14 protein-coding genes and 2 pseudogenes are annotated in these 17,858 nt (G+C 71.5%); 5 read left to right on the forward strand and 11 right to left on the reverse strand.

Translation table 11 applies throughout. The features are described from left to right. Positions 1–405 precede the first annotated feature (405 nt). Positions 406–2,352, forward strand: coding sequence for a glycosyltransferase family 2 protein (locus tag OG788_RS18505; protein ID WP_406372140.1), 1,947 nt, complete (start codon positions 406–408; stop codon positions 2,350–2,352). Then, on the forward strand, positions 2,349–4,286 hold the full coding sequence (locus tag OG788_RS18510; protein ID WP_406372142.1) for a galactose oxidase-like domain-containing protein: 1,938 nt from the start codon (positions 2,349–2,351) through the stop codon (positions 4,284–4,286). Before OG788_RS18505 ends, OG788_RS18510 begins: the two co-directional genes overlap by 4 nt. Positions 4,287–4,369: 83 nt before the next feature. On the opposite strand, the gene OG788_RS18515 is transcribed toward OG788_RS18510, so the two are convergent. The 7 genes and pseudogenes from OG788_RS18515 to OG788_RS18545 all read right to left on the reverse strand — a co-directional run bounded on the left by OG788_RS18515 (position 4,370) and on the right by OG788_RS18545 (position 11,003). Next, positions 4,370–5,386 carry a glycoside hydrolase family 6 protein gene (locus tag OG788_RS18515; protein ID WP_406372144.1) on the reverse strand — a complete coding sequence of 339 codons (1,017 nt, stop codon included), beginning with the start codon at positions 5,384–5,386 and terminating at the stop codon, positions 4,370–4,372. A gap of 497 nt (positions 5,387–5,883) precedes the next feature. Next, positions 5,884–6,549 (reverse strand): class F sortase, encoded by a 666-nt coding sequence (locus tag OG788_RS18520; protein WP_406372146.1) that lies wholly within the window; start codon positions 6,547–6,549, stop codon positions 5,884–5,886. Position 6,550: 1 nt separating this feature from the next. Next, positions 6,551–7,102: a hypothetical protein gene (locus OG788_RS18525; RefSeq protein WP_406372147.1), complete on the reverse strand. Its 552-nt coding sequence runs from the start codon at positions 7,100–7,102 to the stop codon at positions 6,551–6,553. A 130-nt stretch (positions 7,103–7,232) separates the two neighbouring features. Next, positions 7,233–8,012 carry an HAD-IIA family hydrolase gene (locus OG788_RS18530; RefSeq protein ID WP_351541829.1) on the reverse strand — a complete coding sequence of 260 codons (780 nt, stop codon included), beginning with the start codon at positions 8,010–8,012 and terminating at the stop codon, positions 7,233–7,235. 80 nt (positions 8,013–8,092) lie between these two features. Then, positions 8,093–8,290: pseudogene (locus OG788_RS18535) on the reverse strand (GntR family transcriptional regulator); the annotation flags it as partial. A 12-nt stretch (positions 8,291–8,302) separates the two neighbouring features. Beyond that, positions 8,303–9,193 carry a hypothetical protein gene (locus tag OG788_RS18540; RefSeq protein ID WP_406372149.1) on the reverse strand — a complete coding sequence of 297 codons (891 nt, stop codon included), beginning with the start codon at positions 9,191–9,193 and terminating at the stop codon, positions 8,303–8,305. A gap of 610 nt (positions 9,194–9,803) precedes the next feature. Beyond that, positions 9,804–11,003 (reverse strand): ROK family protein, encoded by a 1,200-nt coding sequence (locus OG788_RS18545; RefSeq protein ID WP_406372151.1) that lies wholly within the window; start codon positions 11,001–11,003, stop codon positions 9,804–9,806. Between the two features lie 48 nt (positions 11,004–11,051). Here OG788_RS18545 and OG788_RS18550 point away from each other — a divergent pair, with 48 nt between their 5' ends. Together OG788_RS18550 and OG788_RS18555 are read left to right on the forward strand one after the other, a co-directional pair. After that, the gene (locus OG788_RS18550; RefSeq protein ID WP_351541832.1) at positions 11,052–12,137 is read left to right on the forward strand and encodes a Gfo/Idh/MocA family oxidoreductase; all 1,086 of its coding nucleotides are present in this window, start codon (positions 11,052–11,054) and stop codon (positions 12,135–12,137) included. Continuing rightward, a complete protein-coding gene (locus OG788_RS18555; RefSeq protein WP_406372153.1) occupies positions 12,134–12,616 on the forward strand; it encodes a heme-degrading domain-containing protein in 483 nt (160 codons plus the stop codon). The genes OG788_RS18550 and OG788_RS18555 overlap by 4 nt, the downstream gene beginning before the upstream one ends. A gap of 286 nt (positions 12,617–12,902) precedes the next feature. Here the strand turns inward: OG788_RS18555 and OG788_RS18560 are convergent, their stop codons facing one another. The 4 genes and pseudogenes from OG788_RS18560 to OG788_RS18575 form a co-directional block, all read right to left on the reverse strand. After that, positions 12,903–13,760, reverse strand: a complete 858-nt coding sequence (locus OG788_RS18560) for a fumarylacetoacetate hydrolase family protein (protein ID WP_406372154.1) — start codon at positions 13,758–13,760, stop codon at positions 12,903–12,905. Positions 13,761–13,910: 150 nt separating this feature from the next. After that, positions 13,911–14,669, reverse strand: coding sequence for a YidC/Oxa1 family membrane protein insertase (locus OG788_RS18565; protein WP_406372156.1), 759 nt, complete (start codon positions 14,667–14,669; stop codon positions 13,911–13,913). A gap of 131 nt (positions 14,670–14,800) precedes the next feature. Further along, positions 14,801–15,109: a DUF6412 domain-containing protein gene (locus tag OG788_RS18570; RefSeq protein WP_406372158.1), complete on the reverse strand. Its 309-nt coding sequence runs from the start codon at positions 15,107–15,109 to the stop codon at positions 14,801–14,803. Between the two features lie 511 nt (positions 15,110–15,620). Further along, positions 15,621–16,139 (reverse strand): annotated as a pseudogene (locus tag OG788_RS18575) (winged helix-turn-helix transcriptional regulator); the annotation flags it as partial. A 138-nt stretch (positions 16,140–16,277) separates the two neighbouring features. On the opposite strand from OG788_RS18575, the gene OG788_RS18580 reads away from it, so the two are divergent. Continuing rightward, complete coding sequence (locus tag OG788_RS18580; RefSeq protein ID WP_406372160.1) at positions 16,278–17,762, forward strand: MFS transporter; 1,485 nt, start codon at positions 16,278–16,280, stop codon at positions 17,760–17,762. The last annotated feature ends 96 nt before the right edge of the window (positions 17,763–17,858 follow it).

The following is a 17,858-nucleotide window of genomic DNA, read 5'->3' on the forward strand; positions in this document are numbered from 1 at the left end:
GGGGGCCCGTCGTCATACCGGAATGTCCGCCACCGGGATCGGGCGCCGGTCCTCTTTTCGCACTCACATCCCAATGAGCGCGTATGACCGGTTAACACCGCGTTTCGCATCTTGCGATCATGACGGACGGCGTAGAACCCTGGGCTTCAAAAGTCTGTCGATTTAAGGCAGTTGAGACAGGCGGGGGCGGGACCGGTTGCGGCCGCGAGGGGCTGGGGGCCCATTCGTGAACGATGCCGAGGGGGGCATCATGCAACCGGAAGGCCGTAGTTCCATGTCTATATGGTGTGAATGATGTGGTGACGCCGGCCGGCCAGTGACTGTGTCCGCGAGGGTCGAGGGGGACCCGAGCGAACGAAAGAACCGACGAACACGCACCCGACGGTGCGTGCGGGGGGATGACTCATGACGTCGACGCCGACGGGCGCCCGGCAGGATTTCGACGGATCGGAGACGACCCAGCTCCGTGTGCCATCGCACCGGACGGGCAGCTTCCGCAGGATCAAGAAGTCGCTTCCGAGGTACGACTACGAGCACTACAGCCGACTCGCGGGACCCCTCACGCAGCCCGATCCGGGCAAGCCGTACAAGGTGCAGTACCGCTCCCTGCTGTCGCAGGAGACGCACCGCATACGCGCGGCCCTGATGCTGGGCGCCGCACCGCTTCTCTCGCTGGTCCTGCTCGGCTGGCTGCTCCAGCCCGAGCACTGGACCGAACGCGACTATCCCGCCTATGACTTCCTGCCCGCGCTGGACATCGTGATGCTGGTCTCGATCGGCCTGATCGAGTTCTTCCGCTGCATGAACGTGCTGTCCAACGCGCACGCCACCCTGGTCGCCCGCGACCCGGTCCCGGTGGTGCCCGAAACCGGCACGAGAGTCGCCTTCCTCACCTCCTTCGTCCCCGGCAAGGAACCCCTCGCCATGGTGACGAAGACCCTGGAGGCGGCCGTCAAGCTGCGCCACCGGGGGCTTCTGCACATCTGGCTCCTCGACGAGGGCGACGACCCCGAGGTGAAGGAGGTCTGCGCGCGCCTGGGCGTGCACCACTTCTCCCGCAAGGGCGTCGCGAAGTGGAACCAGGCCAAGGGCCCGCACCGCGCCAAGACCAAGCACGGCAACTACAACGCCTGGCTGGAAGCCCATGGCGACGACTACGACTACTTCGCCTCGGTCGACACCGACCACGTGCCGCTGCCCAACTACCTGGAGCGGATGCTCGGCTTCTTCCGCGACCCGAATGTCGGATTCGTCATCGGCCCGCAGGTGTACGGCAATTACGACAACCCCATCACCAAGGCCGCGGAGTCTCAGCAGTTCCTCTTCCACGCCCTCATCCAGCGGGCGGGCAACTTCTACGGCTCCCCGATGTTCGTGGGCACCTCCAACGCCGTACGCATCAAGGCGCTGAAGCAGATCGGCGGCCTGTACGACTCGATCACCGAGGACATGGCGACCGGCTTCGAGATGCACCGCGCCAAGAACCCGGCGACGGGCCGCAAATGGAAGTCCGTGTACACACCGGACGTGCTGGCCGTCGGTGAGGGTCCTGGCGCCTGGACGGACTTCTTCACCCAGCAGCTGCGCTGGTCGCGGGGCACCTACGAGACGATCCTCAAGCAGTACTGGAAGGGCTTCTTCTCGATGCCTCCGGGCAAGCTCTTCAACTACACGATGATGATCATCTTCTATCCGATGTCCGCGCTCAACTGGATCCTCGCGGCGCTGAGCTGCGCCCTGTTCCTCGGGCTCGGCGCATCGGGCGTGAACATCGACCCGACGGTCTGGCTGATGCTGTACGGCAACGCCTCGGCGCTCCAGATCGGCCTGTACATCTGGAACCGCCGGCACAACGTCTCGCCGCACGAGCCGGAAGGCTCCGGCGGTGTCGCCGGCATGGTGATGTCGGCGCTGTCCGCACCGATCTACGCACGGTCGCTCATGGACGCCGTGCTGCGCCGCAAGAGCAAGTTCGTGGTGACGCCCAAGGGCGACTCGGCCAGCCCCGACACACTGTTCGGGACCTTCCGGATCCACCTGTTCTTCATCCTGGTCTTCGCCGGCTCGATCACCGCCGGTTTCGTCTTCGGGCACTCCCACCCCGCGATGATCACCTGGGGAATCTTCGCCCTGCTGATCACCGCCTCGCCGATCTTCGCCTGGCGCTGGTCCATGCGCCAGGAGCGCAAGAAGCCGCCGGCCGCGCCCGAGGATGTCCGCGTTCCGCAGCAGGCCCCCGCGCCGCAGCAGGAACAACACGCCCCGCACGCGCAGCAGAAGCCCAGCTGGGCCGCCGCGAACGGGGGGAACGACCAGACCATGCAGATCGCCCTTGGGGGACGTAAGAAATGAAAGACGGTGCCCGTCGCCGCCGCGCCCGCCGCCTCGGCATAACCGGGGTGGTGGTGCTCGCGCTGGCCGGAATGAACGGGCCGTGGCTGTATCGCTTCGGAACGAACAAGTACCACCAGTACACGATCAACAAGCCGGAGTACAAAGCCGCCAACGGCCACTGGGACATCATCGATTTCCCGGAGGAGTACCGGCTCAACACGATCCACGCGGCCCTGCTGCACACCGGCAAGATCCTGCTGATCGCGGGCTCGGGCAACAACCAGGACAACTTCGACGCGAAGAAGTTCGACACGCGGATCTGGGACCCGGTCAAGGGCACGATCAAGAAGATCCCGACGCCCGCCGACCTGTTCTGCACGGGACACACTCAGCTCGCCAACGGCAATCTGCTGATCGCCGGCGGCACCAAGCGGTACGAGACGCTGAAGGGCGACGTCACCAAGGCCGGCGGCCTGATGGTCGTCCACAACGAGAACCCCGACAAGCCCATCACGCTGCCCGCGGGCACCAAGTTCACCGGGAAGAAGAACGGCAAGACCTTCGTGTCGAAGGACCCGGTGCTCGTTCCGCGCGCCAAGAAGGTCTTCGACAAGGCGACCGGCGCGTTCGTGCGCAACGACCCGGGCCTCGGCCGCATCTATGTCGAGGCGCACCAGAGCGGCCAGAAGCACGAGACCGGCACCCAGGACAACTACCGGGTCCAGGGGCTGACCGGGACCGACGCCCGCAACACCTACGGCATCGCCCAGAAGCTCGCCCTGGACAAGAAGGACTTCCAGGGCATCCGGGACGCCTACGAGTTCGATCCGGTCGCCGAGAAGTACATCAAGGTCGACCCGATGAACGAGGCGCGCTGGTACCCGACGCTGACCACTCTCGGCGACGGCAAGATCCTCAGCCTCTCCGGCCTGGACGAGATCGGCCAGCTCGTCCCGGGCAAGAACGAGGTCTTCGACCCGAAGACCAAGAAGTGGACGTACGCCAAGGGCATCCGCCAGTTCCCGACCTACCCGGCGATATCCCTGATGCAGAACGGCAAGCTCTTCTACTCGGGCGCGAACGCCGGCTACGGCCCCGACGACGTGGGCCGCGACCCCGGCGTCTGGGACCTGGAGAGCAACAAGTTCAGCAAGCTCAAGGGCCTGAGCGACCCGAACATGATGGAGACGTCCGGCACCGTCCTGCTTCCGCCCGCGCAGGACGAGAAGTACATGGTGATCGGCGGCGGCGGGGTCGGCGAGTCCAAGCTGTCCAGCAAGAAGACCCGGCTGATCGGCCTCCTGGACAAGAATCCGAAGTTCGTGGACGGGCCCGAGCTGGAGAAGGGCACCCGCTACCCGCAGTCCTCGATCCTGCCCGACGACACCGTCCTGGTGTCCGGCGGCTCCGAGGACTACCGCGGGCGGGGCGACTCCAACATCCTCCAGGCGCGGATCTACAACCCCGGGTCGAACAGCTTCGACCGGGTGGCCGACCCGCTGGTGGGCCGCAACTACCACTCGGGCTCGATCCTGCTGCCCGACGGGCGCGTGATGTTCTTCGGCTCCAACTCGCTCTACGCGGACAAGGCCAACACGAAGCCGGCCACCTTCGAGCAGCGCATCGAGATCTACACGCCGCCGTACCTCTACCGGGATTCGCGGCCCTCGCTGTCCGGCGGACCGAAGACGATCGCCCGCGGCGCCTCGGCGGACTTCACCTCGGCGCACACCTCGTCCATCAAGACGGCCCGGCTGATCCGGCCGAGCGCGTCCACGCATGTCACCGATGTCGACCAGCGGTCCATCGCCCTGGACTTCAAGAAGACGAAGACCGGGATCTCGGTGACGGTGCCGAAGAACCGGAATCTCGTCGAGTCCGGCTGGTACATGCTGTTCGTGACGGACGACCAGGGCACCCCGAGCAAGGCTCAGTGGGTCAAGGTGCCCTGATTCCAAGGCATTTGTACACGCGTACGTGATGGGGGCGCCCTCCGCGAGAAGCGGAGGGCGCCCCCATCGCGTGTGAACTGCCGCTACCCGGAGGCCTTCGCGAGCTTCAGGGCGTACTCCGCCCACCATTCGCCCGCCTTCGGGCCTCCCTTGCACGTGCCGTCCGACTCGCCCGGCCGCTTGACCCACAGATACGCGTCGACGAGCGGGTCGGCGGTCTTGGTCGTCGGGCTCTCGCCGAGCGCGCGGCCCGGCGGATTGCACCAGTTCTCGTCGGCCTTGCCGCCCGTGTAGGGGCCGTTGCCGTTGCGGCTGGTGTCGACGACGAAATGCTTGCCCGCGACCTTCGCGGCCAGCTGCTTGCCGTAGGCGACGGAGTCCTCGGTCGAGTAGAAGTTGGAGACGTTGACGGAGAAGCCGTCGGCCTCGGCGATGCCCGCCCACTGCAGCGGCTGGAAGATCTGGTCGGGGTGACCCCAGCCCGCGTTGCCCGCGTCCAGGTACACCTTCGTGTTCTTCAGGGACTTGAGCTTGCCGATGGCGCCCTTGAGGAGGTCGTAGCGCTCCTCGTGGAACTCCTCCGGAGTGCACTGGTTGACCAGGTGCAGGATGGCGTCCGGTTCCAGGATCACCGTGGCGGGGCGGTCCCCGATCCCCTTCGCCACCCCGTCGATCCAGGTCCGGTAGGCGTCGCCGTCGGCGGCACCACCCTGCGAGAACTGGCCGCAGTCGCGGTGCGGGATGTTGTACAGGACGAGGATCGCGGCCCGGTCGGCCTTCTCGGCGGCCTCGGTGAAGCCACGCGCCTCCTGCTCCGGGTTCTCCGCGCCGATCCACTCACCGGTGGGCTGCTCGGCTATCTTGCGGATCTGCTCGGCGTCCTCGTCCTTGCCCGCTCTGGCGTAGGCGGCGACCTGCTCGGCCGCGTTCCCGTCCGGATTCACCCAGAACGGGTCCGCGTTCTTCGGCTGCTGTGTGATCTTGGCTCCGGAACCCTCGTCCTTGCCGCCGTCGCCCCCGGAGGAACACCCCGCGAGCAGCAGTGCCGCCCCCAGCACCGCCGTGGACGCCCGTGCCCCGGCACCCCTCTTGCCGTACATGCAACTCCCCCTCGGGTGCACCGTCCTAAGGCTCAATCGTGACATACCTGCCGCGCGGCCCACGAGGCCGCCCGATCCTTGTCGGAGAGCTGTTACAGCCCCGCCTCCGCGGGCGAGCGCTCCGGCGCCGGCTCCCCGCGGACGAGCCGCGCGGGTCCCGGACCGGGCCATGGACCGGGGCGAACGCAACGCATAGTCATCCGCCGTTCCGGGAAGGCTTCCGGAGCGACCGCGCCCGATCTGCGGGCATCACCCGTCGCGGACTTGGCGTCGGACAGCCTCCGGGCCAGGCCGCTCACCTGTTCTCAGGTGGCCTCGAGCGGCCCCGGCCGGTTGCTCCGGCCCGACCGTCCCGCCCCGGCGGACGGGCTCCAGACCTCCCGCGCCGGCGCCGGGTTACTCCCGCAACCCGTGCGCGCGCGGTAGAGGACCAGCCCGGTCGGCGGCTTCGGGGGAGCGGGTCGTCGACCGGGCCCGGTAACCGCGTCCGTGTCCGCTCACGGCCCGTTCCCCGTGAGGTACGCCGAGACGATCACGTTGGCCGTGTAGCTGCCGCTGGCCCGGTCGAAGGTCCCGCCGCACGTGATCAGCCGCAGCTCAGCCCGACCCGACTGCCGTTCACCGTAAGCCTGTTGGGCGTCGAAATGGTCGCGCGCGAGCACCTGGACGTCGTCCACGGTGAACTCCGCGACCGTCCCGTCGTCGCGGACGACCCTGACGGTGTCGCCGGGCTTGACGGCGCTGAGCTTGTAGAAGACCGCGGGCCGGGTCTCGGTGTCGACATGCCCGACCATCAGCGCGGTCCCGGCGGCGCCCGGCTTCGCCCCGGCCGCGTACCAGCCGACGACGCCCGGCTGCTCGTACGGCGGCGGATCGATCGCGCCCCGCCGGTCGAGTCCGCGGGCCACCACGGGGGCCTGCACGCCCATCGAGGGAATGTCGACGCGCTGCGGCCGGGCGTTCCCGAGGGGCTTCAGCGCGGGCGGCAGCCGCACCTCCGGCGGCCGGCCGACGGCCGCGATGTCCCCCGTGGTCGGCGCGGATATCCCCAGCCGCAGGTCCGTCACCTGACGGCCCCACAGCCACAGTCCGAGCAGCAGCACCAGCCACGCCACGCCGGTCAGCAGGCGGCCGGCGCCCGGGGAACGCTCCCGTTCGGCCATGTCAGTCGCGGCTGTCGTGGCCCCGGCGCGCGCTGCGGACCGCCACGGCGGCCGCGGCGACGCCCGCGAGGACCAGGCCGACCACGGCCTGCTTGGTGCCGGGTCCGGCCGCCCTGGCGTCCACCGAGGCGAGGTGGGCGGTGCCGCCGCCACCCGCGTGCACGGGCGCGATCGGCGAGGCGGGCGGGGAGACGCCCGGGGCGGAGTCCGGCGCCGCGACGGTGACCGTGCCCTTGACCCGGCCGGAGTGGCCGTCGCAGTCGACCTCGATGCCGTAGCTGCCGGGGTGGAGCGAGGTACGGACGCGGGTCTCCCCGGTCAGTCCGCCGCCGCCCCCGCCGGTCAGCCGTGCGTCCGAGACGAACGCTTCCGACGTCGCGGTGCCCGTCCGGCCCGCGCAGCCCATGACCCGCAACTGGATGTCGCTGCCGGGGCCGGGGGACACGGGTGTCACGGAGATACCGGCCGGTCCCGCGTCGGCCGCGTACGCGGCGGGCGTGAACGCGGCCGCGACCACCGCCCCGGCACAGAGAGTGAGTCGCATTGAGCGCATCGTGAAACCTCCAGATATCTGGAGACTCCCCCTCGGGGCGGCGGCCCGCATCTTCAGGGGGCCGCCGCTGCTCCGTACGGGTCAGTCCGCGGCGGTGCGGGTTTCGGATCCGCTCGGCGCGCTCCGGGATTCAGACGCGGTCGACGAGATCCGCGATCGAGTCGACGATCTTCGACGGCCGGTACGGGTAGCGCTCGATCTCCTCCGGCGTGGTCAGTCCGGTCAGGACGAGGAAGGTCTGCATCCCCGCCTCCAGACCGGCCAGGACGTCGGTGTCCATGCGGTCGCCGATCATCGCGCTCGTCTCCGAGTGCGCGCCGATGGCGTTCAGCCCGGTCCGCATCATCAGCGGGTTCGGCTTGCCCGCGAAGTAGGGCTGCTTGCCGGTGGCCTTGGTGATCAGCGCGGCGACCGCTCCGGTGGCGGGCAGCGGTCCCTCGGTGGACGGGCCGGTCTCGTCCGGGTTGGTGGCGATGAACCGGGCGCCGCCCTTGATCAGCCGGACCGCCTTCGTCATGGCCTCGAAGGAGTAGGTACGGGTCTCCCCGAGGACCACATAGTCCGGTTCGTGGTCCGTCAGGACGTACCCGATGTCGTGCAGCGCGGTGGTCAGGCCCGCCTCGCCGATGACGTACGCCGTGCCACCGGGCCGCTGGTCGTCCAGGAACTTGGCCGTGGCGAGGGCGGAGGTCCAGATGTTCTCGACGGGCACGTCCAGGCCCATGCGCCGGAGCCTGGCGTGCAGGTCGCGGGCCGTGTAGATCGAGTTGTTGGTCAGGACCAGGAACGGCCTTCCCGACTCCCGCAGTTTCTTGATGAACGCGTCGGCGCCGGGGATCGGCACACCTTCGTGGATGAGGACACCGTCCATGTCGGTGAGCCACGACTCGATGGGCTTGCGCTCTGACATGTACGGGGTCTCCTGCCGTCCTGGCGTACGTACGCACTCGATCCGGGGGCGCCGGAACGACGCTGTGCCGACGCCCCCAGCCTAGTCAGGGCGGCGTGATCCCGGCCCGGCCGGGCCGGACCGGCCCGACCGATACGCCGTCGACTCCCAGTACCGCTCGCCGGCGACAGCGGCTGCTCCGGCTCGGGACCGGCGACCACCGTGCCGCGCCCCTGCCACCGCAGCTTCCCTTCGGGCAAGCAGCGCTCGCGGAGCGATTGACGCACCGTCTCGCGGGCGGCTGTCAGGTGTCAGGGCCGGCGCGGACGCACCCGTCGTGCCAGGGCGAGAAGTCCGGCTCCGGAGGCGAGCAGGGTGAGCGCGAGCGCGGCCAGTCCCAGCCGGTTCGAGGCACCGGGTCCGGTGCTGGCCAGCTGGTCGGCGGACGGCGCCGCCGCACCGGTCCCCGCGGTCCCGCCGACGGTCGTCCCGCTGCCGGTCCCGCCGCTCGGAATGCCCGTGCCGGCACTGGCACCGGCGTCGGTACCGGTGGTCGCGGCGCCGCCCACGTCCTCGCCCGTCTCCTTGCCCGCCTCCTCGCCCGTCTCCTCGCTCTTGCCCGTGCCGTCGTCCTCGACGCGGAACCGGTAGTCGTTCGACTCCCCCACCCAGTCGCCGTCGTCCTCGTGCCGCTGCACGACGGCCGCGTTCGCGACGACGGTGTTCGGCGCGGTCGCGCCGGCGGTCAGGGAGAGCCGCACCTTCACGGTGAGGGTGCGGCCGGGCGCCACGGTGAACCCGGGGAAACCGTCGTCGAACGGCCCCACGTTCTCGTCCTCGTCGCTCCGTACGAACGTCACCGCGTGCGTCCGCTCCCCCTCGTAGAACTCCAGCCGTGCCTGCTCCGGCCGCAGCGTCCGCTTCGCGTCGACGAGGACGACCACCGGATGGATCGCACCGCAGGTGTGCGCCGTGGTGTTGGTGAGGTCGATGTACCAGGTCCCGAAGCCGCCGCCGGCCTCATAGGCGTCGGGACCACCGTGGATACGGGTCTTGATCGGGAAGTCGCGGGTGTCGGACGAGACGCAGGCGGGCCGGGGTTCCAGCGCGTGCGCCGGGGTCGGCGTGAGCGTCACGCACAGGGCGAGAGCCGTCGGGGCGAGGGCGGTCGGGGCGAGCGGGTGGGACGTACGCAGTCGCATGAGGAGCCTTTGGCCGATCGGAGGGTGGCGGGGATCGGGAGGATCGAAAGCGTCAGTCGGTACCGGGCAATGGCCTCGTGACCCTGCCACGCGTCACCCCCACCGACGGACCGCCACGCCCGGAGTCACCCCGTTCGGCCGCACAGATCCCCTCACCCGGCCCGCATCCCCCGCCACCGAGCCCGAACCCCCATCACCGGACCCGCACCGCCCCTCCGCCCAGCCATCTCCTCTGCTCGGCCCGCCACCCCCTCGCCCAGTCCACACGCCTCGGGCCCAACCCGCATCCCCGCACGCGCCCGGCCGCCCGCATGTCCCACTGAGCCCACATCCCCTCAGCCCGGCCGACATGCCTCGAGCTCAGTGCTGAGCCTTCGCCAGGCCACCACCCCGTGGCTCAGCCCGGATCCCCTCCACCAGGCCACTCCGTGGCTCAGCCCGGATCCCCTCCGCCAGGGCACCCCGTGGCTCAACCCACAGCCCCTCCGCCCGGTCAGCTCCTCGCCGAGCTGCCCGCGTCCTCGGGCCGGTGGGACGGCCGGGCCGCCGAGCCGCCCACGTCCTCGGCCGCCCGGCCGTCCCGCCGGCCGAGCCGCCCGCACCCCCTCGCTCAGCCCTCTCCCCGGCCGAACAGCGGGGCCAGCAGGAGTTGGGCCGCGCCCTCGGCCACTCCACGTGCCCCACCGGGGGCCACCCGGACCGGCACCGCGGCGCCGCCCCCTTCGCGCCGGGCCCGTTCCTCAAGGACGGCGCCGACGCCACGTACGAAGACCTCCTCGTGGGCAGCGACCGTGCGCCCGCCCAGCAGGACGAGGTCGATGTCCAGCAGCCCCACCAGATTCGCCGCCCCGGCGCCGAGCACCCGGGCCGCCTCGGCCACGGTCCCGCGCCCCACCGCGTCCAGACACAGCACCTCGATGCATCCCCGGTTCCCGCACTCGCACAGCGGCCCGTCCAGCTGGATGACCTGATGCCCGAACTCCCCGGCCCCGGTACGGGTCCCCCGGTGTACGACCCCACCGAGCACGAGCCCGGCACCGAGGCCCGTACCGAGGTGCAGATACGCGAAGGATCCGCCGCCGGAAGAGCCGGAGCCGACGCCGGTGCCGGGCCCCACCGCGACGCCGAGTGCCGCCGCGTTGGTGTCCTTGTCCACCACCACCGGCAGCCCGAGCCGCCCGGTCAGCGCGTCCCGCAGCGCGAACCCGTCCCACTCGGGGAAACCCGTGACCCGGTGCAGCACCCCCGAGGTGTGATCGAGCGGCCCCGGCAGCGCGACCCCCACACCCAGCGGCGCCACGCCGCCGAGCAGGGCCGAGACCTCCCCGGCCGCCCCATCGACCACCGCGTCGGCCCCGGCTCCCAGGTCCAGCGGTGCGCGCCGCTCGGCCACCACGGCCCCGGTGAGATCGCAGAGCACCACGGTCAGCTCGTCCCGGTCGAGGTGCAGCCCGACCGCGTGCCCCGCCTCGGGCACGAGCCGCAGCACCGTACGGGGTTTGCCGCCCGTGGACGCGCGGCGCCCCGCCTCCGTCGCGAGACCGTCCGCCCGCAGCCGCGCGGTGATCTTGCTGACGGCCTGCGGGGTCAGTCCGGTCCGCTCGGCGAGTTCGAGGCGGCTGATGCCGGCGGCCCCCGCCGTGCGCAGCAGATCGAGCACCAGCGCGGCGTTGTGACTGCGCAGGGCGGGCAGGTTCACCCCGGCCGCCCCGGCACCCGCGACGGTTCCCGGATTTCCGGGAACACCTTGATTCCCTGGGATCCCCGACACCCCGGCCCCACCCACTTTGGTCCTGTTCACATCACCCATTGTCCCCCGCGCTTGCACTTTGGCAACAGCGTTGCGAAAGTAGGACGCATGACAGGCATGACTGGTACGCCCCTCCGCGTGGGTCTCGTCGGCTACGGCCTCGCGGGTTCCGTTTTCCACGCCCCGCTGATCGCCACGACCGAGGGCCTCGCCCTCGACACGGTCGTCACCTCCCAACCGGAGCGCCAGGCGCAGGCCCGCGCCGAGTTCGGCGACGGACTCCGCTTCGCCGCCACGCCGGACGAACTGCTGGCACGCGCCGACGAGCTCGACCTGATCGTCATCGCGACCCCGAACAAGACCCACGTCCCGATCGCGACCGCCGCCCTGAAGGCCGGCATCCCCGTGGTCGTGGACAAGCCCATCGCCGGTACGGCCGCCGAGGCCCGCGAGCTGGCCGCCCTGGCCGACGACCGCGGCCTGCTGCTCTCCGTCTTCCAGAACCGCCGCTGGGACAACGACTTCCTGACGCTCCGCAAGCTGCTCGCCGAGGGCGAGCTGGGCGACGTCTGGCGCTTCGAGTCGCGTTTCGAGCGCTGGCGCCCGCAGCCGAAGGGCGGCTGGCGCGAGTCCGGCGACCCGGCAGAGATCGGAGGTCTCCTCTACGACCTCGGCAGCCATCTCGTCGACCAGGCGCTCGTCCTCTTCGGCCCCGCCGCCTCGGTGTACGCGGAGTCGGACATCCGCCGCCCCGGCGCGCTCACCGACGACGACACGTTCTTCGCGATCACGCACACGAGCGGGGTCCGCTCCCACCTCTACGTCTCCGCGACGACCGCGCAGCTCGGCCCGCGCCTCCGCGTCCTCGGCTCGCAGGCGGGGTATGTCAAGTACGGCCTCGACCCGCAGGAGGCCGACCTGCGCGAGGGCAAGCGGCCGGGCGCCACGGCCGACTGGGGCATCGAGCCGGAGGCCCTGTGGGGCCGCGTCGGCTCCGGCGAGTCCCCGTTGACCGGCGGCGGCCGCCCCGAGCCCACGGTCCCGGGCGCGTACCCGGCGTACTACGCGGCCGTCGCCGCCGCCATCCGTGACGGCGGCCCCAACCCGGTGACCGCGCACGAGGCCGCGGCCGCCCTCGACGTCCTGGAGGCGGCCCGCCGCTCCGCCCACGAGGGAGTGGTGGTGTCCCTGTGAACGCGCCCGCACCGGAGATCACCGAGCTGATCACCGAGCTGGAAGGGCAGGAGCGCCGTCTGACGCTCCCCCGCTTCACCCACGACGACGCCTGGGCCCTCGGCGCGCTTCTCGTCGAGCTCGCCCGCGAGCGCAACGCGCCGGTCGCCGTCGACATCCGCCGCGGGGGCCAGCAGCTCTTCCACGCGGCGCTGCCGGGTTCGACCCCGGACAACGACGCCTGGATCGACCGCAAGCGCCGCGTCGTCGAGCGCTACGGCTGCTCCTCGCTCCTGGTCGGCTCCCGCTTCCGCGCCAAGGGCACGACCTTCGAGGAGTCCTCGCGCCTGGACCCGGACACGTACGCGGCCCACGGCGGCGCGTTCCCGATCGCCGTGACGGACGCGGGCGTCATCGGCACGGTGGTCGTCTCGGGTCTCCCCCAGGTCGAGGACCACAAGATGGTGGTCGAGGCCCTGGAGAGGTTCCTCTCGGCGTAGCAAGCCGGTTCCCTGCGCCCTGAAAGGGGCGCGGGGAACCCGCAGATCACCAAGGACGGCAGCCCAGTCCAGGGGCGCGAGGAACTACGCGACCGACCACAACGGCCACCAGAGCCCCGTCAGGGGCGCGAGGGACTGCGCGACCAGCCACGACGCACCCGCAGCCGAAAGCGGACACCAGAACCCCCAAGGGGGCGCGAGGAACGGCGCGACCAGCCACAGCGGGCCCGAGGCGGACAGCACACCCCCGCCCCCGCGGACCCCAACCGCAGACCAAGCGGAGCGCTTACGCGTTCTTGAGTTCCTGCCGCTGCCGCCCCAGCCCCGCGATCTCCAGCTCCACCACGTCACCGGCCCGCAGGAACGGCTTCGGCTCGGGCTGTCCGAGCGCCACCCCGGCCGGCGTACCGGTGTTGATGACGTCGCCGGGGTACAGCGTCATGAACTGGCTCACGTAGCGGACGACCTCGGCCACCGGGAAGATCTGCTCGGCCGTCGTGCCGTCCTGCTTCAGCTCACCGTTCACCCAGAGCTTCAGCGACAGCGCCTGCGGGTCCGGGACCTCGTCCGCTGTCACCAGCCACGGACCCAGCGGGTTGAACGTCTCGCAGTTCTTGCCCTTGTCCCAGGTGCCGCCCCGCTCGATCTGGAACTCGCGCTCGGAGACGTCGTGCGCCACCGCGTACCCGGCGACATGGGCGAGTGCCTCCTCCCCGGACTCCAGGTAGCGGGCGGTACGGCCGATGACGACCGCCAGCTCGACCTCCCAGTCGGTCTTCACCGACCCGCGCGGTACGAGCACGGTGTCGTTCGGCCCGACCACGGTGTCCGCGGCCTTGAAGAAGATCACCGGCTCGGCGGGCGCCTCGGCGCCGGTCTCGCGGGCGTGGTCGTGGTAGTTGAGCCCGATGCACACGACCTTGCCGATCCGGGCCAGCGGCGGTCCGACGCGCAGTCCGGCCGGGTCCAGCGCGGGCAGCTCACCGGCCTCGGCGGCGGACCGGACGCGGCCGAGCGCCGCGCCGTCGGCGAGCAGCGCCCCGTCGATGTCGGCGACGACGCCCGACAGATCCCGCAGGGTCCCCTCGGTGTCGAGCAACGCGGGCCGCTCCGCCCCGGCCGTACCGACTCGCAGCAGCTTCATGGTCACCATCTCCCTCGATCGCGGGCCGTCGACCGACGGGTGCAGCCATCGGAGGACTGGTCGATCCTCCAAGCTCGCTGTCCAGTCCGCAAGACCCCGTTCACGGACTGGACCGCCCATGCCTGCGCCCGGTCTGCGCGCGAAGCCCCGTCAGACGACGGCCGCGGTCGCGGGCGCGGCCCCCGGCATGTCCCGGTAGAGCACCGCCCGCTCCACCGCGCTCCAGGTCGTACTGGTCACCACGTACAGCGCGGCCGCCAGCGGCACGACGGCCACGGTGAACAGCGTGAAGAAGGACATGAACGGCATGAGCTTGGTGACCGAGGCGAGCCCGGGCACCTGCTCGCCGTCGCCCACCACGGGCGCCGCGGCGGTCATGCGCTTCGTCCGGAGGTAGTTGAAGGTGGCCACGGCCGCGACGACGGCGAAGAGGGCCAGATAGACGAGGCCGGCCGGCCCGAAGAGCCCGCCGCCGCCGAGCGCGTCCGCCCAGCGGCCCCCGAGCGGTGCGGCGGACAGCGTGTGCCCGAGCAGGGCGTTGGTCCCGCCGCCGATCGTCGAGCTGGAGAACAGGTGGTAGAGGAGGAAGAAGGCCGGCATCTGGAGCAGGCTGGGCAGGCACCCGGAGAGCGGCGACACCTTCTCCTCGGCGTGCAGCTCCATCAGCGCCTTCTGGAGTTTCTCGGGGTCTTTCCCGTGCTTCTTGCGCAGCTGGGCGATCTGCGGCTGAAGCGCCGCGCGGGCCCGCTGTCCCCGCGCCGCCGCTCGCGACAGGGGGTGCACGAGCAGTCGTACGAGCGCGGTGAACAGGACGATCGCGGCAGCGGCCGCCGAGGCGTGGAACAACGGCTGGAGCAGGTCGGCGAACCGCTCGACCAAGTGCGCGAAAGCGGACATGAACGTGGACATGGGTGAGCCCTCCGGGGGTCTCGTCGTGCCGGGATGACGGAACGCGGCATGACGACCCGCGCGGGGTCACCTGGGACGGAGAGCCCACCCCGGGTGGAGAGTCACCGGGGGTGGAGAGCCGAAGGGGTGCCCTACGCGGTCGCCTGGAGGGCGTGTCCGGGGGCCCTGGGCCGCGGCCGGCCGCTGGCGTCCGGATCGCGTTGTGGCAGGAAGGCCGTGCGGCGGGCGCGGTCGCGGATGGCCGTGCGCACCCGGGTGGGCGGCACGGCGGGCGCGCAGCGCGACACGATGAGGGAGCAGGCGGCGAAGGCGGACCCGGCCGCGGCGGTGGCGGCGAGCGCGACGGTGGCGGTGAGGCTGCCGGTGTCGAGCAGGGCGACCTCGAGGAGCAGGAGCAGCAGTACGCCGGCGGGGCGGGCGTCGGCCCAGGTCCGGATCATCGGCTCCCCCTCCTCTCGTACGTGGTGCGCGTGCCCTTCCGTTCGTTATACAGGATGCCTCTCGACCGACCCCCGGGAATCGGCCCCGGCCGCCTCTCCCCGGTCCGTTCCCACCGCGTCCCGGTGGACGGTTCCGACCGAACCCCGGTGATCGGTTCCGGCGGGCCTCCCGGTGATCGGTTCCAACGGGCTCCCGCCGGTCCACCCCGGCCGACTCCCGGTGATCGGTTCCGACGGGCTCCCGCCGGTCCACCCCGGCCGACTCCCGCCGGTCCGTTCCCGCCGCGTCTCGGTGGGCGATTCCGGCCGCGTCTCAGTGATCCGTTCCGACCGACTCCCGGTGATCGGTTCCGGCGGGCTCCCGGTGATCGGTTCCGGCGGGCTCCCGGTGATCGGTTCCGGCGGGCTCCCGCCGGTCCGTTCCGGCCGACTCCCGATGGCCCGCTCCGGCCGACTCCCGATGGCCCGCTCCGGCAGGCTTCCGGGTGACCGCCCCTGCCTGCTTCTGGGAGTCCGTCTCGATCGGCTCCAGCAGCCGCCTCGGCCCCAGCAGGGCCCGGCTGACCGGATCCGCCGGGTCCCGGTCGAGTCCGGGGCCCGGTGTCATCTCGACGTCGGGGACGGGCACGACCATGGCGCAGGCGGGGCATTCGCCGTACGGGCCGAGCTCCGTGCCGCAGGCGGCGTGCCGGAAGTAACGCAGGCGGGTCTCGTCGAAGTGCTCGCGCCCCCACAGGCCGAGCGAGCGCAGGGTGGGCCACAGGGCGATACCGCGATCGGTGAGGACGTACTCGTCGCGCGGCGGCGACTCCTGGTAGCGGCGCTTCTCGAGGATGCCCTCGGTGGTGAGCGTCTGGAGGCGCGCCGCGAGCACGGCGCGCGGGATGCCGAGGTGCACGAGGAAGTCGTTGTAGCGCCGTACGCCGTAGAGCGCGTCGCGGACGACGAGGAGCGTCCAGCGCTCGCCGACGATCTCCAGCGCGCGGGCGATCGAGCACTCCTGCGTCGCGTAGTCCTTGCCCAGAGCCATGACCCCACTGTAGCCACTTTCCGACATGTTGGTTCAGTGAACGAACCTCAGGTGTTACGGTCTACCCCAGCGGTAGGTTCAATGACCGAACCTACTGCGGCACCGTACGGATGTTCCGCCGTTTCGAAGGGGCAGGCCATGACCCGGCTCGACCGGACCGACACCAGCACACAGCCCGACCACGCCACCGCGTCCTCCGGGGGCACCGTGATCTCGACCCCGCCGGCCGGTTCGACCTCCGCGCCCTCTCCGGCGTCGGCGTCCTCGGTCGCAACCCCCGCGGAAAGCTCTCCGCGGGCCACTCCGACCCTCGCCCTGACCAGTGCCGCCACCGCCGTGGCCCTGATGACGTACACGGCCCCGATGGTCACGCTCCCCGACACCGCGGCCGCGCTGCACACCTCGGTCTCCGCCCAGGCCTGGCTGCTCAACGGCACCCCGCTGGGCCTGGCCGCGCTGCTCCTGGTCGCGGGGAGTCTCGCGGACGACTACGGCCGCCGCCGGATCTTCCTGGCCGGCACCGTCGCGCTCGGCGTCACCACCGCCCTCGGCGCGCTCGCGGGCTCGACCTGGCTGTTCACCCTGACCCGCATCGCGCAGGGCGCGGCGAGCGCGGCGATCCTCGCGAGCAGCCTGGGACTGATCGTGCACGCCTTCCCGACGCCGCGCGGACGACTGCACGCGACGGGGGTGTGGGGCGCGTTCGTGAGCGGCGGCATCGCGGTGGGCCCGCTCCTCGCGGGGGCCATAGCGGGGTGGAACTGGCGGATGGCGTACGCCGTCCTGGGCGCCGCCGCCCTGGTCGTCGCCCTTCTCGGCACCCGCGCCCTGACCGAGTCCCGCGCACCCCGCGGCGGCCGCCCCGACCTCGCGGGGGCGCTGACCTTCGGCCTGGCGCTGGTGTCGCTGGTGGCCGCGCTGACGCTGGGCCGCGACGGCTGGCTGCGCGCGCCCGTGGGGCTGTTGCTGGCGGCGTTTCTCGTCCTGATGGCCGTGTTCGTCGCCGTCGAACGCCGCACCAGGACGCCCATGATCGACCTCGGTCTGCTCCGCCACCGCCGTTTCCTCGCCTCGTCGGCGGGCGGGCTCTTCATGGGCCTCGCGGTGATCGGTCTGTTCAGCTTCCTGCCGGCACTGCTCCAGCGGACGCTCGGGCTCTCCGCGATGGACACCGCCTGGCTGTTCCTGCTGTGGTCCGGTCTCTCGTTCACGGTCGCCCTCCAGGCCCGCCGTCTCGCCGGCCGGGTCTCCCACCGCCACCAGCTCGCCCTCGGCTTCGCGCTGCACGCGGCCGGTGTCCTGACGATGCTCGGCGCGGTCGGGGCCGGCTCCTGGGCCCGTCTGCTCCCGGGCTTCGTCATCTCCGGGGTGGGCAGCGGCCTGCTCAACGCCGCGCTGCCACTGCTCGCCGTCGAATCCGTGCCCGCGACCCGCGCCGCGATGGGCTCGGGCGCCCAGCAGACCTTCCGCTACATCGGTTCGTGCGCCGGGGTCGCCCTCACGATCGCCCTCGTCACCTCCACCGGCGGACCGGCGCGCGGCGCGGACATCGCGATCGTCGTCTCGGCGGGGCTCGCCGCACTGGCGGCGGCGAGCGTGCTGGTGCTGCGGGACCGGGCGTGAGCCGACGGGGCCGAGCGGGGGCCGCTGGAGCCGACGGTGAGGCAACAGTGCCGGGTGTGGGCCGGCGAGGCCCAGCCCGAGTCACCCGGATCCGGA

Source organism: Streptomyces sp. NBC_00647 (assembly GCF_045207245.1).
Classification (GTDB): domain Bacteria; phylum Actinomycetota; class Actinomycetes; order Streptomycetales; family Streptomycetaceae; genus Streptomyces.